At 59.1% G+C, this 22748-nt stretch carries 19 protein-coding genes and 1 pseudogene; all 20 read left to right on the forward strand.

All coding sequences use genetic code 11. The features are described from left to right. Positions 1–30: 30 nt before the first annotated feature. The 20 genes and pseudogenes from ACTG1K_RS04735 (at position 31) to ACTG1K_RS04830 (ending at position 22731) form a co-directional block, all read left to right on the forward strand. Entirely contained in the window at positions 31–921 is an 891-nt protein-coding gene (locus ACTG1K_RS04735; RefSeq protein ID WP_167573662.1) for an AAA family ATPase, read from the forward strand. Further along, entirely contained in the window at positions 918–2012 is a 1095-nt protein-coding gene (locus ACTG1K_RS04740) for a tetratricopeptide repeat protein (RefSeq protein WP_167573663.1), read from the forward strand. The genes ACTG1K_RS04735 and ACTG1K_RS04740 overlap by 4 nt, the downstream gene beginning before the upstream one ends. 74 nt (positions 2013–2086) lie before the next feature. Then, positions 2087–3796 (forward strand): MSHA fimbrial ATPase MshE, encoded by a 1710-nt coding sequence (mshE, locus tag ACTG1K_RS04745; RefSeq protein ID WP_139403122.1) that lies wholly within the window; start codon positions 2087–2089, stop codon positions 3794–3796. A gap of 3 nt (positions 3797–3799) precedes the next feature. After that, a complete protein-coding gene (locus ACTG1K_RS04750) occupies positions 3800–5020 on the forward strand; it encodes a type II secretion system F family protein (protein WP_005340027.1) in 1221 nt (406 codons plus the stop codon). Positions 5021–5108: 88 nt separating this feature from the next. Continuing rightward, entirely contained in the window at positions 5109–5570 is a 462-nt protein-coding gene (locus ACTG1K_RS04755) for a hypothetical protein (protein WP_159164460.1), read from the forward strand. A gap of 77 nt (positions 5571–5647) precedes the next feature. Next, positions 5648–6319: a type II secretion system protein gene (locus ACTG1K_RS04760; RefSeq protein ID WP_440004876.1), complete on the forward strand. Its 672-nt coding sequence runs from the start codon at positions 5648–5650 to the stop codon at positions 6317–6319. A 14-nt stretch (positions 6320–6333) separates the two neighbouring features. Further along, a pseudogene (locus tag ACTG1K_RS04765) lies at positions 6334–6770 on the forward strand (prepilin-type N-terminal cleavage/methylation domain-containing protein). 54 nt (positions 6771–6824) lie between these two features. Continuing rightward, entirely contained in the window at positions 6825–7307 is a 483-nt protein-coding gene (locus ACTG1K_RS04770) for a prepilin-type N-terminal cleavage/methylation domain-containing protein (protein ID WP_425856099.1), read from the forward strand. Further along, entirely contained in the window at positions 7294–7953 is a 660-nt protein-coding gene (locus ACTG1K_RS04775) for a type IV pilus modification PilV family protein (RefSeq protein ID WP_425856098.1), read from the forward strand. Before ACTG1K_RS04770 ends, ACTG1K_RS04775 begins: the two co-directional genes overlap by 14 nt. After that, positions 7953–8849: a PilW family protein gene (locus tag ACTG1K_RS04780; protein WP_425856096.1), complete on the forward strand. Its 897-nt coding sequence runs from the start codon at positions 7953–7955 to the stop codon at positions 8847–8849. Before ACTG1K_RS04775 ends, ACTG1K_RS04780 begins: the two co-directional genes overlap by 1 nt. Further along, positions 8839–9309: an MSHA biogenesis protein MshP gene (locus ACTG1K_RS04785; RefSeq protein WP_425856094.1), complete on the forward strand. Its 471-nt coding sequence runs from the start codon at positions 8839–8841 to the stop codon at positions 9307–9309. Before ACTG1K_RS04780 ends, ACTG1K_RS04785 begins: the two co-directional genes overlap by 11 nt. Beyond that, on the forward strand, positions 9309–13067 hold the full coding sequence (locus ACTG1K_RS04790) for a DUF6701 domain-containing protein (RefSeq protein ID WP_440004877.1): 3759 nt from the start codon (positions 9309–9311) through the stop codon (positions 13065–13067). Before ACTG1K_RS04785 ends, ACTG1K_RS04790 begins: the two co-directional genes overlap by 1 nt. Positions 13068–13271: 204 nt before the next feature. Then, positions 13272–14312, forward strand: coding sequence for a rod shape-determining protein (locus tag ACTG1K_RS04795; RefSeq protein ID WP_005340051.1), 1041 nt, complete (start codon positions 13272–13274; stop codon positions 14310–14312). Between the two features lie 42 nt (positions 14313–14354). After that, entirely contained in the window at positions 14355–15245 is an 891-nt protein-coding gene (gene mreC / locus ACTG1K_RS04800; RefSeq protein ID WP_005340053.1) for a rod shape-determining protein MreC, read from the forward strand. Beyond that, positions 15245–15730 (forward strand): rod shape-determining protein MreD, encoded by a 486-nt coding sequence (mreD, locus tag ACTG1K_RS04805; RefSeq protein WP_005340054.1) that lies wholly within the window; start codon positions 15245–15247, stop codon positions 15728–15730. The genes mreC and mreD overlap by 1 nt, the downstream gene beginning before the upstream one ends. 2 nt (positions 15731–15732) lie before the next feature. Continuing rightward, a complete protein-coding gene (locus ACTG1K_RS04810; protein WP_005340055.1) occupies positions 15733–16320 on the forward strand; it encodes a Maf family protein in 588 nt (195 codons plus the stop codon). Positions 16321–16416: 96 nt separating this feature from the next. Next, entirely contained in the window at positions 16417–17886 is a 1470-nt protein-coding gene (gene rng / locus ACTG1K_RS04815; RefSeq protein WP_005340056.1) for a ribonuclease G, read from the forward strand. After that, positions 17887–21780, forward strand: coding sequence for a YhdP family protein (locus ACTG1K_RS04820; protein ID WP_440004878.1), 3894 nt, complete (start codon positions 17887–17889; stop codon positions 21778–21780). A 34-nt stretch (positions 21781–21814) separates the two neighbouring features. Then, positions 21815–22147 carry a Dabb family protein gene (locus tag ACTG1K_RS04825; RefSeq protein ID WP_075116150.1) on the forward strand — a complete coding sequence of 111 codons (333 nt, stop codon included), beginning with the start codon at positions 21815–21817 and terminating at the stop codon, positions 22145–22147. After that, on the forward strand, positions 22144–22731 hold the full coding sequence (locus ACTG1K_RS04830; protein WP_167573673.1) for a nucleotidyltransferase domain-containing protein: 588 nt from the start codon (positions 22144–22146) through the stop codon (positions 22729–22731). Before ACTG1K_RS04825 ends, ACTG1K_RS04830 begins: the two co-directional genes overlap by 4 nt. Positions 22732–22748: the final 17 nt, after the last annotated feature.

Raw genomic sequence — 22748 nt, forward strand, 5'->3', positions numbered from 1 at the left:
CTGCTTGCTTGCCGTGGCAGGTGAGGTCTCATGTACCTGACCCACTTCGGCCTGCAGGAGGCACCGTTCAGCCTCACTCCCAATACCGGCTTCTACTACGGCCTGCCGCCTCACGAAGAGGCGCTGCAGGTGCTCAACTGGGCGCTGGCGCAGGGGGAGGGCTTTATCAAGGTGACCGGCGAGGTGGGTACCGGCAAGACCCTGCTCTGCCGCAAGTTGCTCAGCGAGCTGGGTTCGGAAGCGCGTCCGATGCGGCTTGCCTGGTTGCCCAATCCCCACCTCACTCCGGCCGAACTGCGCATCGCGCTGGCGCTGGAGCTGGGGTTGGCGGTACGGGATCAGAGCGAGCTGGATCTGACCGATCGTATCCATCGTCACCTGATCAGCCTGCACCAGCAGGGCTGCCGGGTGGTGGTGCTGATCGACGAGGCGCAAGCGCTGCCGGACGAGACGCTGGAGGCGATCCGCCTGTTTGGCAATCTCGAGACCGAATCGAGCAAGCTGCTGCAGATCGTGCTGTTTGGCCAGCCGGAGCTGGATACCAGACTGGGCAAGCCGCATCTGCGCCAACTGCGCCAGCGGATTGGCTTCTCCTACTGCCTGCGGCCGCTACGTTTTGACGAGACTCGCGCCTATCTGGAGCACAGATTGCAGGTCTCCGGTTACCGCGGGGCACCGCTGTTTGCAGGTCGCGCCATGCGTCTGTTGTGGCGCGCATCGCGAGGGATCCCGAGACTTATCAATATCCTGGCGCAGAAGTGCCTGATGCTGGCCTATGGTCAGGGTGTGCGTCAGATCGACAGTCGTCTGGTCCGGCTCGCCATTCGCGATACCGACGATGCCCGCCGCTTTGCGCCACGGCGCTGGTGGCCCCTGTTACTGTTGCTGGGGTGCGCCCTGGCTTATGGAGTCTGGCCATGAGTGTCATCAACCAGATGCTGAAAGATCTGGATCGGCGCCAGCAAGGATCCGATGGCGCTGCCGTCTATATTGCCCCTGCGCGCCAGCAGGGATGGTGGATGTTGCTGTTGACCCTGATCTGCGGTCTGGCACTGGGGATCCTTGGTTGGCGAACCTGGATCTACTGGCAGCAGACCCATATCGTCACGGCTGCCAGCGAAGTGGTCGCCCCCGATGCGGTGACTCCCGATGTGGTGGCAAGGGCCGCCGCGCCCGTCAGCCAGCCCGAGCCGGTCGAGGTGGCGGCCTCGCTGCCGCTGCCAAGCCAGGATGCGGTGAATGATGAGGTTGGGGAGCATGACTCTGGCGATACGGCCTATGGGGTGCCCTTTGATGCCTCCAGCGATGTTGACGAGTCCGAGCCGACCGATGAAGAGCTGCAGCCCGAGCTTTACGCCGAACTGGCGGCAGAGCAGCAGGCAGTCGCCAGCGCGCCTCGCAAACCGAGCGTATTGAAGATCGAGACGGTGGAGCTGTCGGCCAAGGAGCTGGCGGCACTGGCGGAGCGCAAGGCGACCACCGCCATGGCCAAGGGGAGCCTGCGGGATGCCCAGGACAACTACTATCAGGTGCTGGCCCACGACCCCTATAACCAGGGCGCGCGCGAGCAACTGGCGGGTTTGCTCTACGGCGAGGGCCGCCTGACCGAGGCACGCCAGCTGCTGGAGGAGGGGATCCGGCTCGATCCCCAGCAGGCTGATTTTCGTCTGCTGCTGGCCCGTCTTGCCATCAGCGAGGGGCAGCAGCAGCAAGCGCTTGGCTGGTTGTCCGGTTATCAGCCGGATCTCGCCAGCAACATGGACTATTACGCGACCTGGGCCGGGCTGACTCAGGAGCTGGGCCAGAATGCCGATGCGGCGGCGCTCTATGTGAAGCTGCTGCGTCAGCAGCCGGATCAGGGCCGCTGGTGGCTTGGCCTCGGTGTGGCCGAGGATGGTCAGGGCCACAGCCAGCGGGCGCTCGATGCCTATCGCAACGCCTTGCTGCACGGCAACCTCGGCGAAGCATCGACCAACTGGCTGGAACAACGAATTGGTCAACTAACCCCTTGATAAACAGCAGGTTCGATTAGCTAAGCCTAATCGGATGCGGCAACGGGTGTGAAGTAACAGAGATCGGAGCAAACATGGCACAACCCAGACTGAAAATGCGCCTCGGCGACCTGCTGGTACAAGAGCAGATCATCTCTGATGATCAGCTGCAGCTTGCCCTGCAGCAGCAGCGTCAGACCGGCCGCAAGCTGGGCACCACTCTCATCGACCTCGGCTTTATCAGCGAGGTGCAGCTGTTGCAGTTCCTCGCCCGCCAGCTGGATGTGCCCTTCTTCGATCTTAACAACCTCACCATCGACGCCGCCGCGGTGCCACTGCTGCCCGAAGTGCAGGCGCGTCGCTATCGGGCGCTGGCGGTCAACCTTACCGACGACAAGGTGACGGTGGCCATGTCGGATCCGGCGGATCTGAGCGCACTGGATGCCATCGCGGCCCTGCTCAGCCCGCGCATTATGGTGCTGGCGGTGGCGCGGGAAGGGCAGCTGCTGGAGTATTTCGACCGCCTCTATCGCCGTACCCGCGAGATTGAAAGTTTCGCCGAACAGCTGCAGGAGGAGTATCAGGACTCCGGCTTCGAGCTGGGCTCCAGCAATCTGGGAGCCAATGACGAGGGGGAGGCGACGGTGGCCAAGCTGCTGCGCTCCCTGTTCGAGGATGCGGTGCAGGTGGGGGCGTCGGATATCCACATCGAGCCGGACGAGAAGGTGCTGCGGATTCGCCAGCGGATCGACGGTATCCTCCACGAGAATATCCTCAACGAGGTGCGCATCGCCCAGGCGCTGGTGCTACGTCTCAAGCTGGTGGCGGGGCTCGATATCTCCGAGAAGCGCTTGCCGCAGGATGGCCGTTTCAACATGAAGGTACGCGGACGCGATGTGGATGTGCGGATGTCCACCATGCCGGTGCAGTATGGCGAGTCGGTGGTGATGCGTCTGCTGGATCAATCCTCCGGCATTCTGTCGCTGACCGAGACCGGCATGCCGCCGGAGATCCTGACCCGTTTCCGCCGTCAGCTCAAACGCCCGCACGGGATGATCCTGGTGACCGGCCCGACCGGGAGCGGCAAGACTACCACCCTCTATGGCGCCCTCTCCGAGCTCAATCAGTCCAGCAACAAGATCATCACGGTAGAAGACCCGGTGGAATACCGTCTCTCCCGCGTCAATCAGGTGCAGGTCAACCCCAAGATCGGCCTCACCTTCTCCAACGTGCTGCGCTCCACCCTGCGTCAGGATCCGGACATTCTGCTGGTGGGCGAGATGCGGGACAACGAGACGGTGGAGATCGGCTTGCGTGGCGCCATCACAGGTCACCTGGTGCTGACCACCCTGCACACCAACGATGCGGTGACCAGTGCCTTGCGCCTCATCGACATGGGGGCGCCCGGCTATCTGGTGGCGAGCGCCCTGCGGGCGGTGGTCGCACAGCGGCTGGTGCGGCGGGTATGTGAGCACTGCGTCGAGGAGAAGGCGCCCGACGAAGGGCAGGCCACCTGGCTCACCGTGCTCTCCGGCGAGGCGCCCGGCCAACACAACTATCACAAGGGCCGGGGTTGCCAGAGCTGCAACTTTACCGGTTATTCCGGCCGGATCGGGGTCTACGAGCTGCTGGAGCTGGATCAGCCGATGATGGATGCCCTGCGCCGCAACGATGCGGAAGGGTTCGCCAAGGCGGCCCGTCAACATGAACACTACCGGCCGCTGGCCCTCACTGCCCTCGATTATGCCCGTCAGGGGATCACCTCGGTGGATGAGGTGCTACGACTGGCCGAGGATTTGGGGTAAGCGATGGCTAACTTTGCCTACAAGGGACGTGACAGCCAGGGCAACGCCACCAGTGGCGTGGTCGAAGCGGCCAACGAGATGGCGGCCGCCGAACAGCTGATGCGCCGTGGCGTGATGCCGACCGAGCTCAAACCGGGCAAGGCCAAATCCGCTGCCATCGACTGGTCATTGTTGCTGGAAGGGGGCGTCAAGCTGGATGAGCTGGTGATCTTCAGCCGCCAGATGTATGCCCTGACCCGGGCCGGGATCCCGATCCTGCGCGCCATCGCTGGGCTGGAGGAGAGCACTCACAGCAAGCCGCTCAAGCGGGCGCTTCACTCGCTGGGGGAAGATCTCGGCAACGGTCGTCCGCTGTCGAGCTCGATGCAGGCGCACCCCAAGGTATTCAGCAGCCTGTTTGTCGCCATCATCCATGTGGGTGAGAACACAGGTCAGCTGGAAGAGTCCTTTTTGCAGCTCGCGAACTATTTCGAGCTAGAGCTGGAGACCCGCAAGCGGATCAAGACCGCCATGCGCTACCCCAGCTTCGTGATGATCGCCATCGGTATCGCCATGGTGATCCTCAATATCATGGTGATCCCGGTGTTTGCCGGCATGTTCGCCAAATTCGGGGTGGAATTGCCGCTGGCTACCCGCATTCTGCTTGCCACCTCGCATTTTTTTGTCAACTACTGGTGGCTGCTGCTCGCCATTCTGGCTGGGATGGTGTTCGGTTGGCGCCGCTGGGTCGCCACCACCAAGGGCAAGCTGACCTGGCACCGCTGGCAGCTCAAGTTGCCGATCGTCGGCACCATCATAGAGCGCTCCCTGCTGGCCCGTTTTGCCCGCAGTTTTTCCATGATGCTCAAGGCCGGGGTGCCGCTAAACACGGCGCTGACCTTGGTGGCCGATGCGGTGGATAACGCTTATATGGCGGGGCGGGTGCGGGATATGCGCGCCGGTATCGAGCGGGGCGAGAGCCTGCTGCGCACCGCCAGCAGCAGCGGCCTGTTCACCCCGCTGGTGATGCAGATGATCGCCGTGGGGGAGGAGACCGGTCAGGTCGATGACCTGCTGCACGAAGCGGCCGAGTATTACGAGCGGGAGGTGGATTATGACCTCAAGAGTCTCACCGCCCGCATCGAGCCGATCCTGATCGGGATCGTGGCGGTGATGGTACTGATCCTGGCGCTGGGTATCTTCACCCCCATGTGGGACATGATGCGCGCAGTTCGCGGCAAGTAATCTTGCTGGAACTTGATATCTTCACGCCTGGGTGGTGGGACATGATGCAAGCCGTAAGAGGCAAGTGATCGGTGGAGTCGAGGGCTGGATGAGCAGACAGACGCAGCAGGATGATCGCTGGCTGACCGGATATCGGCGGATCGCCGTGATCATCCTGCTGATGGTGATCGTGGCGACCCTGGTGCGCAGCTATCAGGGCCACCGGGAAGAGGCGCAGCAGCTCACTCTCACCTTGCTGGGGGCGCAATTTGCCGAGCGGGCACAGCGTTTGCACGGCATTTGGCTCGATGAGCGGCGCCCGCAGACACTGCATGTCGCCGGCAAGGGGTGGCAGTTTGATGCCCGAGGGTGGCCCTTGGGGCTGGTGCCGCTGCAATCTCCTTCGGAAAATTGCCGTCAGTTGTGGCTGGCACTGATGGGTGAGACGAAGGGGGGCGTGCCTCCCCTGCAGGTTCTGGCCCGCCCCGATGGCAGTGGTTGCGAGATGGGGTGGGATGGTTATTGGCTGGTTTATCAGTTTTCTGACGGGCGGGTGATGAAAAAGCCTTGAATGAAACTAATCATATGACCCAACTACATGATTTTTTTGGGCCTGCATGAAATAATGCGGTGCATTACGGAGGGAGCATGACAATGAAACCAATGGCACCAACAATGCCGGAAAACGGGATGAGAAGACGGTCTGCCGGCTTTTCCCTCATTGAGCTGGTGATCGTTATCGTGATCCTGGGGATCCTGGCGGTGACTGCGCTGCCGCGCTTTCTCGATGTGACTTACGAAGCGAAAAAGGCCAGCGTGGAAGGGGTCTCTGGCGGTTTTGCTACCGGCGTTTCACTGGTGCGGGCGCAATGGGAGGCGGAAGGCCGCGCCAAACAGGACAGCCTCAACACCGTGCTTTATGACGGTAGTCGCTTCTATCTGACCACTCCGACCGATACCCAGATCACTAACGGCGAGCTGTCGCCCGGCTATCCCATGGATACCGTTGCCAGCGGTAATCCCGATGTGGATCCGGCTAATCTGACCGCCGAACGTTGTCTCAATATTTGGGAGGGGTTACTGCAAAACCCGCCCAAGGCTACGGCCAGCTTCAATGAAGTGCGCGGTAGCGGCAATGACCTGAAATACTATGCCACAGTAAGCAGTAATGGACTGGATTCGGTCTGCCGTTACTATCTGGTCAATAGTTTGAGTAAGGGCAGTGATGGCAAGTATCAGGATCCGCAAGGCAAGACTGATGCATTTATGAGTTTCAGTTACCGCCCGGCATCCGGTCAGGTGACCACAAATATTAATTAACAGAGGAAAGTGAAATGAAAAAACAGGCGGGTTTTACCCTGATCGAACTGGTTATCGTGATCATCATTCTGGGTATTCTGGCGGTCACGCTGCACCCAAGTTCCTGAATCTGCAGGATGATGCTAAGAAAGCAGCTGCTGATGGCGTAAAAGGTGCAGTAGCAAGTGCATCCCAACTGGTCTATAGCCGAGCAGTATTGGATGGTAGCGAAAAAGATGACACTGGTACTAAGACGGTGAAGCTTGCTGATAACTCTACCGTTACTATCAAATACGGATATCCGACAGCGACTTCTGGTGGTATTGGTAAAGCTGCGACCATCGACCCTCTTTGGGTTGGTAGTGTTAGTGGTTCTACCTATGTGTATCAGACTTCAGGTTCTACTTGCACTGTGGTCTACACCGAAGCGAATGCCAGTGGTGCTGCATCTACAGCCAAGTCTGGTTGCTAACCTGTTCTATGAAAGCGGGGCTAAAGCCCCGCTTTTTCTATCGAGAGTGAGTCGATGCAAAAAGGCTTTACCCTGATTGAACTGGTACTGGTGATCCTGTTACTCGGGATTCTGGCCGCCTTTGCCGTGCCCAAATGGCTGGGCAAAGGCGGCTTTGAAACTCAAACCGTGCGTGACGAGCTGCTGACCCGGCTGCGGCTGGTACAGACCGTCAATATGCATGAGCCGGCCAATCGTTGTACCTCACTGCGGGTTGACGCGGGCCAGTTTGGCCACAGCACGCTCTCCCCTTGTGGCGATCCTGCGGCTATATCGAGCTGGAACGCTAATCAGCTCACCCGTGGTCGTCCGGTGACCCTGTCAGCCGGGATCTCCCTCTCCTCGAACAAGGGCACACCTCCTTTTGTTATCCGCTTTGATCAGATGGGCCGCCCGCTCGGTAGCTGCGCCGGTGGCTGCGAGCTGCAAGTCACCGATGGTCGCGAGAGTGGCCCTATCAAGATTGAATCCGAGGGGTTTATCCATGAGATCCCTTAAGCGTGGTTTTACCCTGATCGAGCTGATCGTCGGCATAGTGCTGCTGGCGGTGGCGCTGACCGGCATTCTCGGTTTACTCATCAATCAGGCGCCGCAGGCGGTAGACCCGGTGCAGCAGGTACGCGCCGCCCAGCTGGCCCAGCGCCTCTCCGGCGAGATCTTGCAAAAGTCGTTTGATGAAAAGTCGGATCATAATGGTGGTCGTTATCGTTGTGGCGAGACCTTCAATGGCCAATTTTATGGGGATTGCAGTTGCCCTGTCGGTGTGACCTGTACCCAGAATCCTCCTGCTCCGGCGATTGCGGTTTGGCAGCCCAGCCAGTATGGCCCGGATGGTGGCGAACGGGAGCCCTATACCTTTAATGATGTGGATGATTATCAGACCAGCGTCATTTGTGCCAAGGGATGGGCTGAGGTTAACTGCTTGAACAGTGACTGGATTGAGGCGACATTCTTTACTCAAGCCGATTCCAAGGTCGCAAGCGATGAGTATCGCAACTACCAGGTCAGGATCGCCGTGACGCCGGATGACCTGTTTGGCAGCCCGGGTCTTAAGGCAGAGTCTATCGGCAAGCGAGTTCTGTTGCAGGTGAAGCTGCCGGATGGGAGTGTGCTCGACTTCTCCTTCTATCGGGGGAACTACTGATGGAACGCTCCTGCTTGTCTATCCGAATGTTTGCTCCTGCTGCTACTTCCGACGTCCGATTACGCTTGGCTGCTAATCGAACCTACCGCAAGCCTCGGGGTAACAGTGGCTTTACTCTGGTCGAGCTGGTGATGGTCATCCTGTTGCTCGGGATTATGGCGACCTTTACCAGCCAGTTTATCGGAATCGGCACCCAGATTTATGGCGATGCCAGTAGCCGTGAACAGTTGATGAGTGATGCCCGTTTCGCCATGGAGCGACTTAACCGCGAACTGCGCGATGCGGTGCCGGGATCGGAGCGCATTGAAGAGCAGAATGGTAACTGGCTGGACCAAGGCCCCTGTCTGCGGTTCTGGCCCATCAGCAACTCGGGGCGCTATCTTGCCCTCAATCGCCCGTCTGGCGCCTCGTCCACACTTGAGCTGGTAATGGTTGCGCCTCCTGTTGCAGTTGAGCCGGTAAACGACTGGTTAGTGGTGTTTCCCCAACCCGTTTCCAGCGGTACGCAGTCGATACGGGACCGCTGTGATTATGGTCGTTGCGTGGCGCAAGTTGAGGCTGTGGGTCCGGTGATCTCTGGAGCCCAATCAATCGGGTATAGCGGTGCGCTGCTGGATGGTACATCTCCCGGCATGAGAGCGTATTTTGCTCGCGAGCAGGTGCGTTACTGCGTATCTGGAGGGGCGCTATACCGAACCAGTGCAGGGATCAGTGCCGCTGGCAGCACTTTACCGCTAGGAGTCCTGATGGCCGAGTCACTTCGGCCTGGCAATGTCTTCTATCGTGAAACCTCGGCGTTTAACGCTGAAGGGGAGTTTGGTATGCGTTTTGTGTTCGAGCGCAAGGGGGAGTCGGTCACCTTTAACCACAAGATAGAGGTGTTCAATGTGCCCTGATCCACAGGCTTTCGGACGGATGCGAGGCAGTGCCTTGATGATCGCCCTGTTTGTGATTGTGGTGATGGCGCTGCTGGCGGCTGCCATGGGGCGTTTTCTGGTCGATAGCGGCGAGAAAAATACGGTGGAGGTGCGCAGCGTGCGTGCCCTGCTGGCCGCCCAGAGCGGGCTGGAGATTGCTCTATATCAGCTATTCCCTAACAGACTAGCTGTATCATCACCTAATCGTTGTGGTCTGGTACTTGCCACACAGCAGTTTAATGACAACATCGGTTTGGCTGGTTGTCAGGTTGTGGTTAGCTGCCGGGAGGTACCGGTGACCTATAACAACCAGAGCAACACGGGCTACCGGCTCGAGAGTGTCGGCACCTGTGGCAGCTCGGACCTTAACAGTGCCAGCCCTGATTTTGCCGTGAGCCGAACCCTGATGGTCGAAGCTTATGATGGAGGAACTCCCTGATGCGCAATTTATGGATCGTCGCAGCCGTGTGGCTATTTAGTGGTTCAGCAGGGGCGTTTCAGCAGATTGATAGTGATACCTTTTTCCCCGCAGTGGTACAGGGGCATCGTGGGGATGACGGAAGTACCTGCTCAACCGGTCGTGGCGGACGTCTGGAACAATATGGCAATGCCCGTATTAATGGTACTCAAGGCACTGATTTAAATTTTTGTTCTTCAAATAGCCCGTTACCTGAACGAGGCTGCGATACGGTGGATGGCGGTGATCGGCGTTGTGCCATTGGTAATAGCCGTGTCTTGGCGTTATCGATTCTAGGAGAGAATACTTTTTCAGTGAGTTCGAATGCTGGAGGAAGTCTAACTTGTAGTTCCTCACAAGTTATTGGTACCGGGACACAAAACCAGTACCGGGATTTTACTCTCAACAATAATTGCAACCTCACTTTCTCGGAAAGCAAGAGTGAGTATCGGCTACGTACATTGACCATAAGAGATGGCGGTAAGGCCATCTTGAATGCGGGTGATTATTTCATTAACAGTCTTAACATGTTCAGCGGCAGTACTATTGAGGCGCGCGGGCAGGTGAGGATTTTTGTCAATACAGCGACGTCACTGGAAAATGCTAACTTGCTTCGTGCTGGCGGTGGTGCAATTTTGTTGTTTGGTTACAACAATATCACCATGAATAGCAGTAGTCGGGTGGATGGTTATGTTTACTCTCATGAAACTCTGACGATGGCAGGCAACGCTGTGGTTAACGGCAGAGTCAGTGCCAGAAACCTTTATATGTATACGAATGCAGTGATTAACGGCAGTGCTGAGACGCCACTATCCAAGTGCTTTAATGATGATTTTACAAGAAGTACTATAGGGGATGACTGGGTAGTTGCAGAGCGTAATCACAGTGAGTTGCCATCGATTCAGCAGGGTCGCTTACGGATGACCCGTAATATTGGCGATCAGGCTACATCGGCTACATTTCAGCGCTTGTTTCCCGCCGCTAACAATCTGGTCACCATCGAATTCAACCACTATGCCTATAACGGCAGTGGTGCAGATGGTATCGCCGTGGTGCTGTCGGATGCCAGAATTGCTCCTCAGCCAGGGGCCTTTGGTGGGCCGCTTGGGTATGGTTTCAAACCCGGTATTTCAGGTTTTGATGGGGGGTGGCTAGGAGTAGGGATCGATGAATACGGCAACTTTTCTGGCGAAGGTGGCACAGTCAACGTAGGACAAAGACGCCAGTCAGTGGCTGTGAGAGGATCAGGGGCTGGCACCAGTGGTTACAATTATCTGAGAGGCACCTGTAGTAACGGCACTACCAATACTACTGGCAACTGTCTCAACCCGACAGTGGACAACAATGGCAATGCCAGTCATCGCTATCGGCTAACAGTGGACTCCCGGGTTTCAGGTCAGTCTATGGTCAAGATTGAACGCAACACTGGTTCTGGTTATATCACGGAGATTGACAGCTTTAATGTTGTGGGATTGGCGGGGCAATCGGTTTTACCAGAGGATTTCTTGTTATCGTTGACTGGTTCTACGGGCGGTTCAACCAATATTCACGAGATCGACAACATTCAGATCTGTGCCCTGCGCTCCAACCCGATTGGTGTGCAGATCGATCATTTCCAGCTTGATTACTCCGGTCAGCCGCTGACCTGCAATCCCGAGACGGTGACAGTCAAAGCATGTGCCAATGCCGCTTGTAGCACCCTTATCACGGATCCTGTCACGGCAACGCTGAGTCTCGACCCTACCTCTGGCAATAATGGTTGGATCGGCGGCAATACGGTGTCGTTCAGTGGTGGCTCGACCACAGTGCAGTTGCGCAATAACACGACGACACCAGTTACCGTCGGAGTGTCCAGTTCCGCGCCGACTACCAAGCCATACAGTACCACCTTGTGCAAGGCTGGCAATGGAGACCCCAGCGTTGCGGCTTGCACCCTCAACTTTGCCGATAGCGGCTTCTTCTTTGATGTGCCTGATACTTATTCCAACCAGCCTCAGGATGTGACTATCAGTGCGGTCAAAAAAGACGACATTACCAAGCAATGTGTGCCCGGATTTACCGGCGTGAGGTCTGTCGGCTTTTGGGGAACGTACAACAATCCAAATACCAATAACTTTGGTAGCAAGATCTCGATAGATGGCAATGCCATCGCTACCTATGCCGCCAGTGTTCCCTCACCAACGCCAACCACCCTTAACCTGACTTTTGATAATCAGGGTAAAGCGACCTTGAAAAAAGTGACCTACCCGGATGCGGGTCAGATGCAGCTTTCAGCTAGTCATAATGGCAGTGGTGAGACGGCGGGTCTGGTGATTAAGGGGGCCGACACGTTTGTGACACGTCCTGTCGGCTTGTGTATAACCCCTCCGCAAGGGGTCTGCGCGGCTGGTGATAGCAGCTGTCCGGTCTTCAAAAAAGCAGGGGAAACATTCCAGGTGGATATCAAGGCGATGGCCTGGGAATCGGCCAATGATGGGGATATCTGCGCCGGGAATCTGACCACGCCCAACTTTGTGCTGAGTAATATTGCTCTGGGCAGTACGCTGGTGGCGCCCAATCCGGGCACCAATGCAACGCTGGGTACTACCGCCTATAGCCATGTGGCTGCGGCCAACAGTGCCAATAACGTTAGCCAGACCGTGAGCGAGGTGGGAGTGTTCCGGATGACGGCGACGCCACCGGCGGCAAAGCAGCCAGAAGGAAGCACTGTATCTACGGGCTATTTCGGCTATACCATCCCTCCCGCCAGCAGCGTGCCGGTGGGACGTTTTGTCCCTTGGGATTTCAATTTGCTGAGCGGGGTGCTTACTCCTGCTTGCGGGCAGTTCAGCTATATGAGTCAGCCATTCGGGGTCAAGATGACGGTACAGGCTCGTAACAAGAGTGCCGGGGTGACCAAAAACTATGGTGGCGAGTTCGCGAAGGGGCGGCTCTATCTGGTGGCAGGCAATAATCATGATGGGATTGATCGCACGGATCGAGTGGGGAGCATGATGGCCAGCTGGGCATCAGGTGAAGCCAATATTGACAGCCAGAGCCGCTTTGCCCGGCTTTCTGAGCGCGCTCCCGGCCTGACTACTCCCGAAGAGCCCTTTAAGTTACTGCGTTTTGGCCTGCAAGTGCTTGATGAGGAGTCACCCTCAGTCACTTTCATGGCTGACGCTGACCTGAATCCTGGCATCAAGAATGGTTGTACCAAAGGGGTTAACTGCAATGCCAAGCAGTTGACGATTCCTACGCGGGTGAATAACACCATGACGGCTTATTATGGCCGCCTGCAGGCTGGCACGGCGGCGGGTCTGGCCTCGGCGCCGCTGGCCATTCCACTGCAGATGCAATATTACGAAGCGGGCAACTGGCTGCAAAACAAGGAAGATCAATGTACCCAGCTCTCTTTGGCCAATCAGGGGTTCACTTTCCTCAATCCGAGTCACACCTTTGATGCGGCGACTCGCGAGCTGAATTTGGGGGCGGGTCGCAAGATAAAGTTGGGGTTGGGCAGTTCGGCACCGGGTGGGGATGCTGCACTGGCGAAAGATGGGGAGATCCTGTTCCATTTTGCCAAGCCGGACATCTCGGTCCGCATCCCCTACAAGGTCGAATTGGCAAAACAGCCGTCGCAGCCACTCTGGTTGTCTGACCCAACGAGTGCCAATGACGGCAACCTGCAAGGTGAGGCCATTTTCGGCTCCAGCCGGGGTAATGACAGAATTATTTATCGGCGCGAAGTATTGCACTGAATGATGTGAAAGGGGGGCTGGCCCAACAGCATCCCCCTAAATCCTTGTTTATTAGTGTTTGCAAGCGTGTCCGAGTGAGTGATGACTCGCATTTTTGTCGCGCCTGATTGATTGGCGACAGTTTGAGCGCTTGCCCATTGGGGTGGGCATTGGTAAAGTTAGCCGGTTTTCTGCACCTCCAAATTCTTAGGATTTCCCGTAGCCATGTTCAAAAAGCTCAGAGGCGTCTTTTCCAACGATCTGTCGATCGATTTGGGAACTGCCAACACCCTGATCTATGTAAAAGATCAAGGGATCGTCCTTAACGAACCCTCAGTTGTCGCCATTCGCCAAGAGCGCGGGAACGCCAAATCGGTCGCTGCTGTCGGTCATGCCGCCAAGCAGATGCTGGGCCGTACCCCGGGCAACATTTCCGCAATCCGCCCGATGAAAGATGGCGTGATCGCCGATTTCTACGTGACCGAGAAGATGCTGCAGCACTTCATCAAACAGGTTCACGACAACAACTATTTCCGCCCCAGCCCGCGTGTGCTGGTGTGTGTACCGTGCGGTTCAACTCAGGTTGAGCGTCGCGCCATCAAGGAGTCCGCACTGGGCGCCGGTGCCCGCGAGGTCTACCTGATCGACGAGCCTATGGCTGCTGCCATCGGTGCCGGCCTGCCGGTATCCGAAGCGACCGGTTCCATGGTGGTTGATATCGGTGGTGGTACCACTGAAGTGGCCATCATCTCTCTGAACGGTGTGGTCTACTCCCAGTCCGTCCGTATCGGTGGCGACAAGTTTGACGAAGCCATCATCAGCTACGTCCGTCGCAACTACGGCAGCCTGATCGGTGAAGCGACTGCCGAGCGCATCAAGCACGAGATCGGCTCCGCCTATCCGGGCGAAGAGGTGCGCGAGATTGAAGTCCGTGGTCGCAACCTGGCTGAAGGTGTGCCGCGCAGCTTCACTCTCAACTCCAACGAAATTCTGGAAGCGCTGCAAGAGCCGCTGTCCGGTATCGTGGCTGCCGTCATGGTAGCGCTGGAGCAGTCTCCGCCGGAACTGGCTTCCGACATCTCCGAGCGCGGCATGGTGCTGACCGGTGGTGGCGCACTGCTGAAAGATATCGACCGTCTGCTGATGGAAGAGACCGGCATTCCTGTCGTCGTGGCCGAAGATCCCCTCACCTGTGTGGCCCGTGGCGGCGGCAAGGCGCTGGAGCTGATCGATATGCACGGTGGCGATCTGTTCCACTACGAATAAGACCCAAAGCCGGCCAACGTGCCGGCTCTTTTTTGACGACCCATGAAACCCATTTTTGGTAGAGGCCCTTCGCTTCAGTTACGGTTGTTTCTCGCCGTCATCATCTCCATCGCTGCCATCGTCGCGGATTCCCGCTTCGGTGTGTTTACCCATGTCCGCGTCTACCTCAGTTCGTTAGTCAGTCCCCTGCAATACATGGCCAATGCGCCGGGTACCCTGCTCGACACCATGTCGACCCAGGTGCAGACCCGCGCCGATCTCATCGAGCAGACCAAGCAGCAGGAGCAACAGCTGTTTACCCTGCGTGCCCGTCTGCTCAAAATGGATCAGCTGGAGCACGAGAACCAAAGGCTGCGTGAGCTGCTCGGTTCGCCGGTGCACAAAGAGTCCCGCAAGATGGTGGCCGAGCTGCTGTCGGTGGATTCCGACCCCTTCAGCCATCAGGTGCTGATCAACAAGGGGGCGCTGGATGGCGTCTACAACGGTCAGGCGGTGATCAACGATCAGGGCGTGATTGGTCAGGTGCTCCACGTGGGCTCCACCACCAGTCGCGTGCTGCTCATTACCGACTCCAGCCACGGCATTCCGGTGCGGGTGCTGCGCAACGACTTGCGTGCTATTGCCTCCGGCAGTGGCGAGCTCGACAAGCTGGAGCTGCGCAACCTGCCGCGCAACACCGATATTCAGGTGGGTGACCTGCTGGTCACCTCCGGTCTGGGTGGCCGCTTCCCGGAAGGCTATCCGGTGGCGACCGTGACCCGCTCCGAGTATGTGGAGGGCAAGCCCTTCGCTCAGGTCGAGGCCAAGCCGCTGGTGGAGCTGGACAGACTGCGCTATCTGCTGCTGCTGTGGACCGACAAGAAGCCTGAAGTACATGATGAGGATGGCGAACGGGCGGCTCCCGCTGCGTCCGCCGCAGGAGCCACCCGCTAATGCTAGAACCCGCCAGCGGCAGGATATGGATCTGGATCTCGATCCTGCTGGCCTTGAGCCTGTCGATCCTGCCGCTTCCTTTCGAATTTGACCCCTTCCGCCCGGACTGGCTGGCCATGGTGCTCATCTACTGGGCACTGGCCTTGCCGCACCGGACCAACGTTGGCACAGCCTGGGTGGCGGGCCTGCTGCTGGATGTGCTGCTTGGCAGCACCCTCGGCGTGCGGGCGATGGCGATGGCCATCACCACCTATCTGGCGGCCTTCCAGTTCCAGAAGATCCGCAACTTCTCCCTCTGGCAGCAGGCACTGATTATCGGTGGCCTCTCGCTGGTGGGTAAAATGACGGTATTCTGGGCCGAGCATCTGTTCAGCCAGGCCAGTCTCAACTTCTCCTACTTTTGGTCGACGTTGACGACGATGCTAATATGGCCCTGGGTGTTTCTGGTGCTGCGCAAGGTGCGGCGCCGCTTCAATATCAGGTAAATATGAACAAAAACAACGAACCACAACTCTATCTCGCCTCGGCTTCTCCCCGTCGCCGTGAACTGCTGACCCAGATTGGCTACCGCTTCGAGGTGCTGAAACTGGATGTGCCCGAGCAGCGGGAAGAGGGTGAAAAGGCGCAGGATTACGTCTGCCGTCTCGCCCGTGACAAGGCGATGGCGGGCGTGGCGTGTGCGCCGACGGCGTTGCCGGTGCTGGGTGCCGACACCATAGTGGTGCTGGGCGACCGGGTGCTGGAGAAACCGTCCGATCTGCTGGATGCCAAAGATATGCTGGAGTCCCTCTCCGGCAAGGTGCATCAGGTAATGACGGCGGTGGCGCTGGCCAGCAAGGATCGTTGTGACGTGCGTCTGGTCACCACCAACGTGGCGTTTCGCAAGCTGGACGAGGCCGAGATCGAGGCCTACTGGCAGACTGGTGAGCCCTGTGACAAGGCCGGGGCTTATGGTATTCAGGGGATTGCGGGCAAGTTTGTCAGCCGCATCGAGGGGAGCTATAGCGCCGTGGTCGGCCTGCCCCTGCTGGAGACAGACTTGCTGATCAAGCATCATCTGGAACAGCTCAAATAATTTCCCGTCAGCTGTGCTCTGCTGCGTTTCTCCCTTGCGCGCGTTGTACCGGATTGGCTGTATAAGAATTCAAAACTGGAACAGGCAAGGTTAGTTATGTCGGTAGAACTGCTGGTTAACGTTACCCCCTCCGAAACCCGGGTCGCTCTGGTCGAAAACGGTCTGCTGCAGGAAGTGCATGTAGAGCGTCAGGCCAAACGCGGCATTGTCGGCAACATCTACAAAGGCAAGATCAGCCGGGTGCTCCCGGGCATGCAGGCGGCTTTCGTCGATATCGGTATGGACAAGGCGGCCTTTTTACACGCCTCCGATATTGTGCCCCATACCGAGTGTGTGGCTGTGAAGGAGAAGGAGCAGTTCCAGGTCGGCAATATCGCCGAGCTGGTGCGTCAGGGGCAGGACATCATGGTGCAGGTGGTGAAAGACCCGCTGGGTACCAAGGGTGCCCGTCTCACCACCGATATCACCTTGCCTTCCCGCTATCTGGTCTTTATGCCGGGCAGCGCTCACGTCGGCGTCTCCCAGCGAATCGAGTCCGAAGCGGAGCGGGAGCGCCTCAAGCGCACCGTAGCTGGCTATGTGGATGAGCTGGGTGGCTACATCATCCGTACCGCTGCCGAAGGGGTGGGGGAGCAGGAGCTGGAGCAGGATGCCGCCTTCCTGAAGCGGCTGTGGCGCAAGATCCTCGAGCGCAAGCAGAAGTATCCCCCCTGCAAGATCCTCTACGAGGATCCCAGTCTGGCCTTTCGGGTGGTGCGCGATTTCGTCGGTGCAGAACTCGACAAGATCCGCGTTGACTCCCGCCAGAGCTTCGATCAGCTCAAGCGCTTCACCGAAGAGTACGTGCCGGAGCTGGCCAGCAAGCTGGAATACTATCCTGGCGAGTCACCGATCTTCGATCTCTACGACGTGGAGAACGAGATCCAGCGGGCACTGGAGCGCAAGGTAGAGCTGAAATCCGGTGGCTACCTCATCATCGACCAGACCGAAGCCATGACCACGGTGGATATCAACACCGGCGCCTTTGTCGGTCATCGCAATCTGGAAGAGACCATCTTCAACACCAACGTCGAGGCGACGGCGGCCATCGCGCGTCATCTGCGCCTGCGCAATCTCGGCGGCATCATCATCATCGACTTCATCGACATGCAGTCGGAAGATCATCGCCGTCGGGTGCTGCACAGCCTGGAGCAGGCGCTCTCAAAGGATCGCGCCAAGACCAACGTCAATGGCTTCTCCCAGCTCGGCCTGGTGGAGATGACCCGCAAGCGCACCCGCGAGAGTCTGGAGCATGTGCTCTGCTCCGAGTGCCCCGAGTGCAAGGGGCGCGGCCGGGTCAAGACGGTGGAGTCTGTCTGCTTCGAGATCCTGCGGGAGATCATCCGGGTCAATCGCGCCTACGATGCGGATCAGTTCACCGTTTACGCAGCCCCGGCCGTGGCCGACTACCTCCATGGCGAGGAGTCCCACAGTCTGGCTGAGCTGGAAGTGTTCATCGGCAAGCAGGTGCGGGTAGTGAGCGAACCCCTCTGTGGTCAGGAGCAGTTCGACGTGGTGATGATGTAATTGGTCTATCGCTGGCTGAGTCGGGGCTGGTTGGCCCTGGGGGTCCTGTTCGTACTGATGGCCATGCTGGTCACCCTGGTACGGGTCGGGGGCCCTTTGCTGAATCAATACCGGGAGAGTCTGATCCACACTCTGCTGGGTGATTCACAACTCAAGGTCAGCGTGGAGCAAGTGGGGCTGGACTGGACACAGTCCGGGCCCGCCCTCGAACTGCAGCAACTCGCCATCGCCCCGGATTCGGGGCGTTTTGCCGTACAGCTCGGCAAAGCCTGGGTGCATCTCGACTTCTGGCGCACCATTAACGAGCTCAAGCCGGTGTTTGGCGAGCTGATCCTCAGCGATGGCGATATCACCATCGACTTGCGCCAACCGGCTGACGACAGCCCCTCCGGCGATCCCCAGCAGGGCGCCCTGCTGCGCTTTCTGCTGACCCAGCTCTCCACCTTCGATGTGCACAACACCCGCCTCAGCGTCACCACCTCCCTCGGTGATCTGCGCGCCCTCGACATCGCCCAACTGCGCTGGCAGAACCGTGGCAAGCGCCATCAGGGGGTCGGCAAGGCTTACCTCATCAACGGGGTGGGCGAGAGCACCCTCGATCTGATTCTGGATGTGGACGCCCCGACTGCCAGGCTCGATCGCCTCAAGGGTCAGCTCTATCTGGGGGCCCGCCAGCTCGATATCACCCCGACCCTGGCCAAGATCCATGCGGGCGAACCCAAGGTTGCCGGTCAGCTCGACTTCCAGCTCTGGAGCGAGTTTGACAGCGGCAAGCTGGGCAATACCCTGCTGGCGTTTGGCAACAACTACCTGATCTGGAAGGATCCCAAGAAAGGGGAGATGCACCGTTTCGGTCTCGATGGTGGCAAGATCCAGCTGCGCCGTGAGGGCTCCGACTGGCAACTGGCGAGCCATAACGTCACCTTCAAGTTGGATGGCAAACCCTGGTTGCAGAGCCGCTTGCAACTGGAACGGATCGGGGATCGGGTGCAGGGCTACCTGCCCAGCATAGAGTTCGACAAGATCACCCAGATCAGTCAGCTGGTCTCGGCGCTCTACCCCACACTCTGCGAGACCCTGCGCCAGACCAATCCGCAGGGGTCGGTGCAGGAGCTGACGCTGCTGGCCAATGCCGACTGGCAGGATCTCTCCCTCAGTGGCCGCTTCAGCAAGGTGCGCCTCAAGGCGTGGCAGGATATACCCGGGATGCAGGATCTCAACGGCGAGTTCTGGCTTACCCCGACCGGCGGTAGCGCCAGATTGGCGCTGGCGAACGACAAGGTGGATCCCGCCCGTCACTTCAAGGAGCCAATCCCGGTCGACCACTTCTCGGCCCGCCTCGACTGGTGGCGCGAGGAACAGGGCTGGGTGCTTTACGGGCAGGATATCGCGCTGGATAACCCGGATCTGACCCTGGCCAGCCGTTTCCGCCTCGATCTGTTCGAGCACCCCTTCCTCGCCCTGACCGGCCGCATCGATGTGAAGAACGCGGGCCATGCGGATCGCTACTTCCCGCTGCAGGCGATGGACAAGGGGCTGGTGGATTACCTGAGCGGCGCCATCAAGGGGGGCAAGGCCAAGGGGGCCGACCTGCTCTGGTATGGGGAGTTTCGGGATTTCCCCTACGACAACGGCAAGGGCATCTTCCAGGTGGCGGTGCCGCTGGAGCAGGCGACCTACGAGTTCTTCCCCGGTTGGCAACCGCTTACCGACCTGCAGATCGATCTCTTGTTCCAGAATGCCGGTCTCGATATGCGCAGCCGCTCCACCAAACTTGGCAAGGCGAGCTCCGACTCGGTGCATGCCTGGATCCCGGATCTCTCCCCTGGCGCCCACCTCTATGTGGATGCCAAGGTGCAGGGGGAGGGCAAGGCCATCAGCGACTACCTGCAGGACTCACCGCTGGGCAGTTCGGTAGGTCAGGCGCTGCGAGAGATCGAGATCCGCGGCCCGATGGCCGGTTCGGTCAAGCTCGATATTCCTCTCGATGGCGAGAGCGAGGTGAAGGCGAGTGGCGATGCCACCTTCAGCAACAACAAGGTGCGGGTCGCCAGTCTGGATCTGCCGCTGGAGAAGGTGCAGGGGCGCCTCGAATATGACAACCAGCAGACCCGTTTCAACAACCTCAAGGCGAGCCTGTGGAACCAGCCGCTGACCCTCGACTATCAGGGGCGCCAGCATCCGGATCACTATCAGGTCGACCTCGATTTCAAGGGGCAGTGGGATAGTCGCCGCCAACCCGCCGCCATCTCTTCATTCGGCATTCTCAACGGCCGCAGTAACTGGGGCGGCAAGCTCGGGTTGACCCTGCCCGACAGCAAGCCGTTCAGCTTCCAGCTGGCGCTCGACTCCAACTTGCAGGGGATGGCGCTGGATCTGCCGCTGCCGCTGGCCAAGAGCAGCGCCAGCCGGCTGCCGCTCAAGGTGATCGCCCGTGGCCGGGATGGCAGCGCCGACATTCGTGCCGTGTTGGGGGCCGATGTGGATATGCAGACCCGACTGGTCTACGGCGAAGGGGTGCCTTATCTCAGCCGGGTGCGGGTCGATGTGGGTCAGCCGGGCGCCCGGGTAATGCGCGATGCTCCCATGCTGCTTGCCATCAACCAGCAGGAGGCCGATGTCGGTGGCTGGCTGGCGCGACTCAAGCAGTGGCTGCCAGCGCAGAACCAGACTGGCAATGCGGTGGTTGGCCCGGCCTTCCTGCCGCAGGAGTGGTGGGTGGATGGACAGCTGGCTCGCGCCTATATCGGCAGTGCCACCCTCAAGGCGGCGCGTTTCACCGTGGGGCCGACCAATCAGGCGACCGAAGTGATGATCGACAGCCCCGATGTGATGGGGGTGATCCGCCTGCCCGCAGTGGCCAATCGCCCGGTGGATGCCAAGTTTGCCCGCATCTACTGGTCCGGCAAGAGTTCGGATCTCAGCCCGGATCCCGATGCTAGGCAGGATAACGCCATCATGGCCTCCATCCCCTGGTTGAAGGTGAGCTGTGTCGATTGCCGCTTTGGCGAGCTACCTCTTGGTGAAGTGAAAGGGGAGCTGGTGCCCGGCGCCAACAAGGTGACACTCAAGGGGCTGGATGTGCGGCTGGCGGGGAGTCAGCTCACCGGCAGCGTCGACTGGCTGGCCGATGGCAACCGGATGCAGACCCGCGCCCGTGGCAAGCTGACCAGCAACAACAGCGAACTGCTGCTCAAGCGGCTGGGCTACACCTCGCCCATCGGCGATGCCCCCGGCTCCCTCGCTTTTGATCTGAACTGGCAGGATGTGCCCTATCGCCCGAGCCTGCCGACTCTGGGGGGAAGTGCCAACTATCAGCTGGAGGGTGGCACCCTGCGGGAGATCAACGATAAGGGGGCACGGCTGCTCTCCCTGCTCAGCCTCGACTCCCTGCTGCGCAAGCTGCGGCTCGATTTTCGCGATGTGTTCGACAAGGGCTTCTACTTCGAATCCATGTCCGCCTCTGCCACCATCAAGCAGGGGCAGGTCAGCAACGATGATTTCTATATGAAGGGGGCGGCAGGTAACCTGCGCGGCGAGGGGATCGCCGATCTGGTGCGCTGGCGGCTCGACTACGAGCTGAGCTTCTCTCCCAATCTGGGGGGCACCCTGCCGGTGGTGGCGGCCTTCTCCATCACGCCGGTCACGGGTCTCTATGTGCTGGCCCTCTCCAAACTGCTGGAGCCGGTGGTGGATGTGGTGACTCGCATCGATTTTCGCATCTCGGGCCCGCTCGACGCACCCAAGCTGATCGAGGCGGGACGAGATCGCGCGCGCATCAAGCTCAACCAGCAGCAGAAAGAGGCGGTTGACGCCGTTGCTCCCAGCTTGCCGACCCAAGAGGTGACCCCTTTCCTGCTGAACCCCAAACATGCAGGGTCCGCTCAGCGCTGAACGAGCGGCCCGGCATCATCACAAGGAGTGAGCCATGATCCGACATATCCTGCTGATCGCCTTCAAGCCGGGCACCCAGCCTGCCCAGATAGATGCGGTGCGTAACGCTTTTCTCGCCATTCCCCATCAGGTCAGCGGCGTGATCGCTGTGGAGTGGGGTCGGGATGACAGCCCGGAGGGGCGAGCCGAGGGGTTTACCCACAGCGTGCTGATGACCTTCGCCGACGAAGCGGCCCGCCAGCGCTATCTGCCCCATCCTGATCACGATGCCCTCAAGGCTATCTTCCGCCCTGTGCTGGAGCGCATCATAGTGCTGGATTACACCCTGCAGGCGGGGGATCGGGTTGTGCCAGAGGGGCCGTTATGATGGTGGATGAGCACTGGGCTGCCATCCCTCCACTGCAGCGCGCACTGCTGGAATCGGTTATGAAACATGGCGCAGCTCATCCTGCGATTGATGCCGGGGTAGTGGTTGGGTCGCTCGCCAAGGGCAAGGCAGACCGGGTATCCGATGTCGATCTCTTGTTGCTGGCCGAGCCTGGCTTCCATAAGCAGGGAGACGAACTGGTGCGCACCATTGTGGGGGATCGGCCCATCTTTCACTGCTGGCAAGGAAGACATGAAGAGGTCTGTTCATACTGGCGCTTCATATTCCTCGACATGACCAGCATCGAGATCCACATCCTTGATCGGGGGGCTGAGTTCCCCCTTGCCAAACCTTATTTGCCACTGTTCGATAAAACTTCCTCCCTTGGTGCGCTTGAGGTTTCTGGCCCTGCCCCAAGCCATTGGGACTTTCCTGCCTATATGGCCGAAGGGGATGGGCTGGTGTGGGAGTTGTTCGATTGCCTCAAATGGGCGGAGCGGGGGCAGCGGGGATTGGTCAGGCATCATCTTCGCAAGTTGCTGGCAGAAATGGATAAAGACCCGAATATTGTGGATCGCGATTAATGCGGACAAGGAGAACG

This window comes from Aeromonas sp. 102P (assembly GCF_051920345.1).
Classification (GTDB): domain Bacteria; phylum Pseudomonadota; class Gammaproteobacteria; order Enterobacterales; family Aeromonadaceae; genus Aeromonas; species Aeromonas veronii.

Bases quoted from the DNA above. Each gene is read 5' to 3' on its own strand.
- ACTG1K_RS04735 (WP_167573662.1), top strand. From the start codon at position 31: ATGTACCTGACCCACTTCGGCCTGCAGGAGGCACCGTTCAGCCTCACT.
- ACTG1K_RS04740 (WP_167573663.1), top strand. From the start codon at position 918: ATGAGTGTCATCAACCAGATGCTGAAAGATCTGGATCGGCGCCAGCAA.
- mshE (WP_139403122.1), top strand. From the start codon at position 2,087: ATGGCACAACCCAGACTGAAAATGCGCCTCGGCGACCTGCTGGTACAA.
- ACTG1K_RS04750 (WP_005340027.1), top strand. From the start codon at position 3,800: ATGGCTAACTTTGCCTACAAGGGACGTGACAGCCAGGGCAACGCCACC.
- ACTG1K_RS04755 (WP_159164460.1), top strand. From the start codon at position 5,109: ATGAGCAGACAGACGCAGCAGGATGATCGCTGGCTGACCGGATATCGG.
- ACTG1K_RS04760 (WP_440004876.1), top strand. From the start codon at position 5,648: ATGACAATGAAACCAATGGCACCAACAATGCCGGAAAACGGGATGAGA.
- ACTG1K_RS04770 (WP_425856099.1), top strand. From the start codon at position 6,825: ATGCAAAAAGGCTTTACCCTGATTGAACTGGTACTGGTGATCCTGTTA.
- ACTG1K_RS04775 (WP_425856098.1), top strand. From the start codon at position 7,294: ATGAGATCCCTTAAGCGTGGTTTTACCCTGATCGAGCTGATCGTCGGC.
- ACTG1K_RS04780 (WP_425856096.1), top strand. From the start codon at position 7,953: ATGGAACGCTCCTGCTTGTCTATCCGAATGTTTGCTCCTGCTGCTACT.
- ACTG1K_RS04785 (WP_425856094.1), top strand. From the start codon at position 8,839: ATGTGCCCTGATCCACAGGCTTTCGGACGGATGCGAGGCAGTGCCTTG.
- ACTG1K_RS04790 (WP_440004877.1), top strand. From the start codon at position 9,309: ATGCGCAATTTATGGATCGTCGCAGCCGTGTGGCTATTTAGTGGTTCA.
- ACTG1K_RS04795 (WP_005340051.1), top strand. From the start codon at position 13,272: ATGTTCAAAAAGCTCAGAGGCGTCTTTTCCAACGATCTGTCGATCGAT.
- mreC (WP_005340053.1), top strand. From the start codon at position 14,355: ATGAAACCCATTTTTGGTAGAGGCCCTTCGCTTCAGTTACGGTTGTTT.
- mreD (WP_005340054.1), top strand. From the start codon at position 15,245: ATGCTAGAACCCGCCAGCGGCAGGATATGGATCTGGATCTCGATCCTG.
- ACTG1K_RS04810 (WP_005340055.1), top strand. From the start codon at position 15,733: ATGAACAAAAACAACGAACCACAACTCTATCTCGCCTCGGCTTCTCCC.
- rng (WP_005340056.1), top strand. From the start codon at position 16,417: ATGTCGGTAGAACTGCTGGTTAACGTTACCCCCTCCGAAACCCGGGTC.
- ACTG1K_RS04825 (WP_075116150.1), top strand. From the start codon at position 21,815: ATGATCCGACATATCCTGCTGATCGCCTTCAAGCCGGGCACCCAGCCT.
- ACTG1K_RS04830 (WP_167573673.1), top strand. From the start codon at position 22,144: ATGATGGTGGATGAGCACTGGGCTGCCATCCCTCCACTGCAGCGCGCA.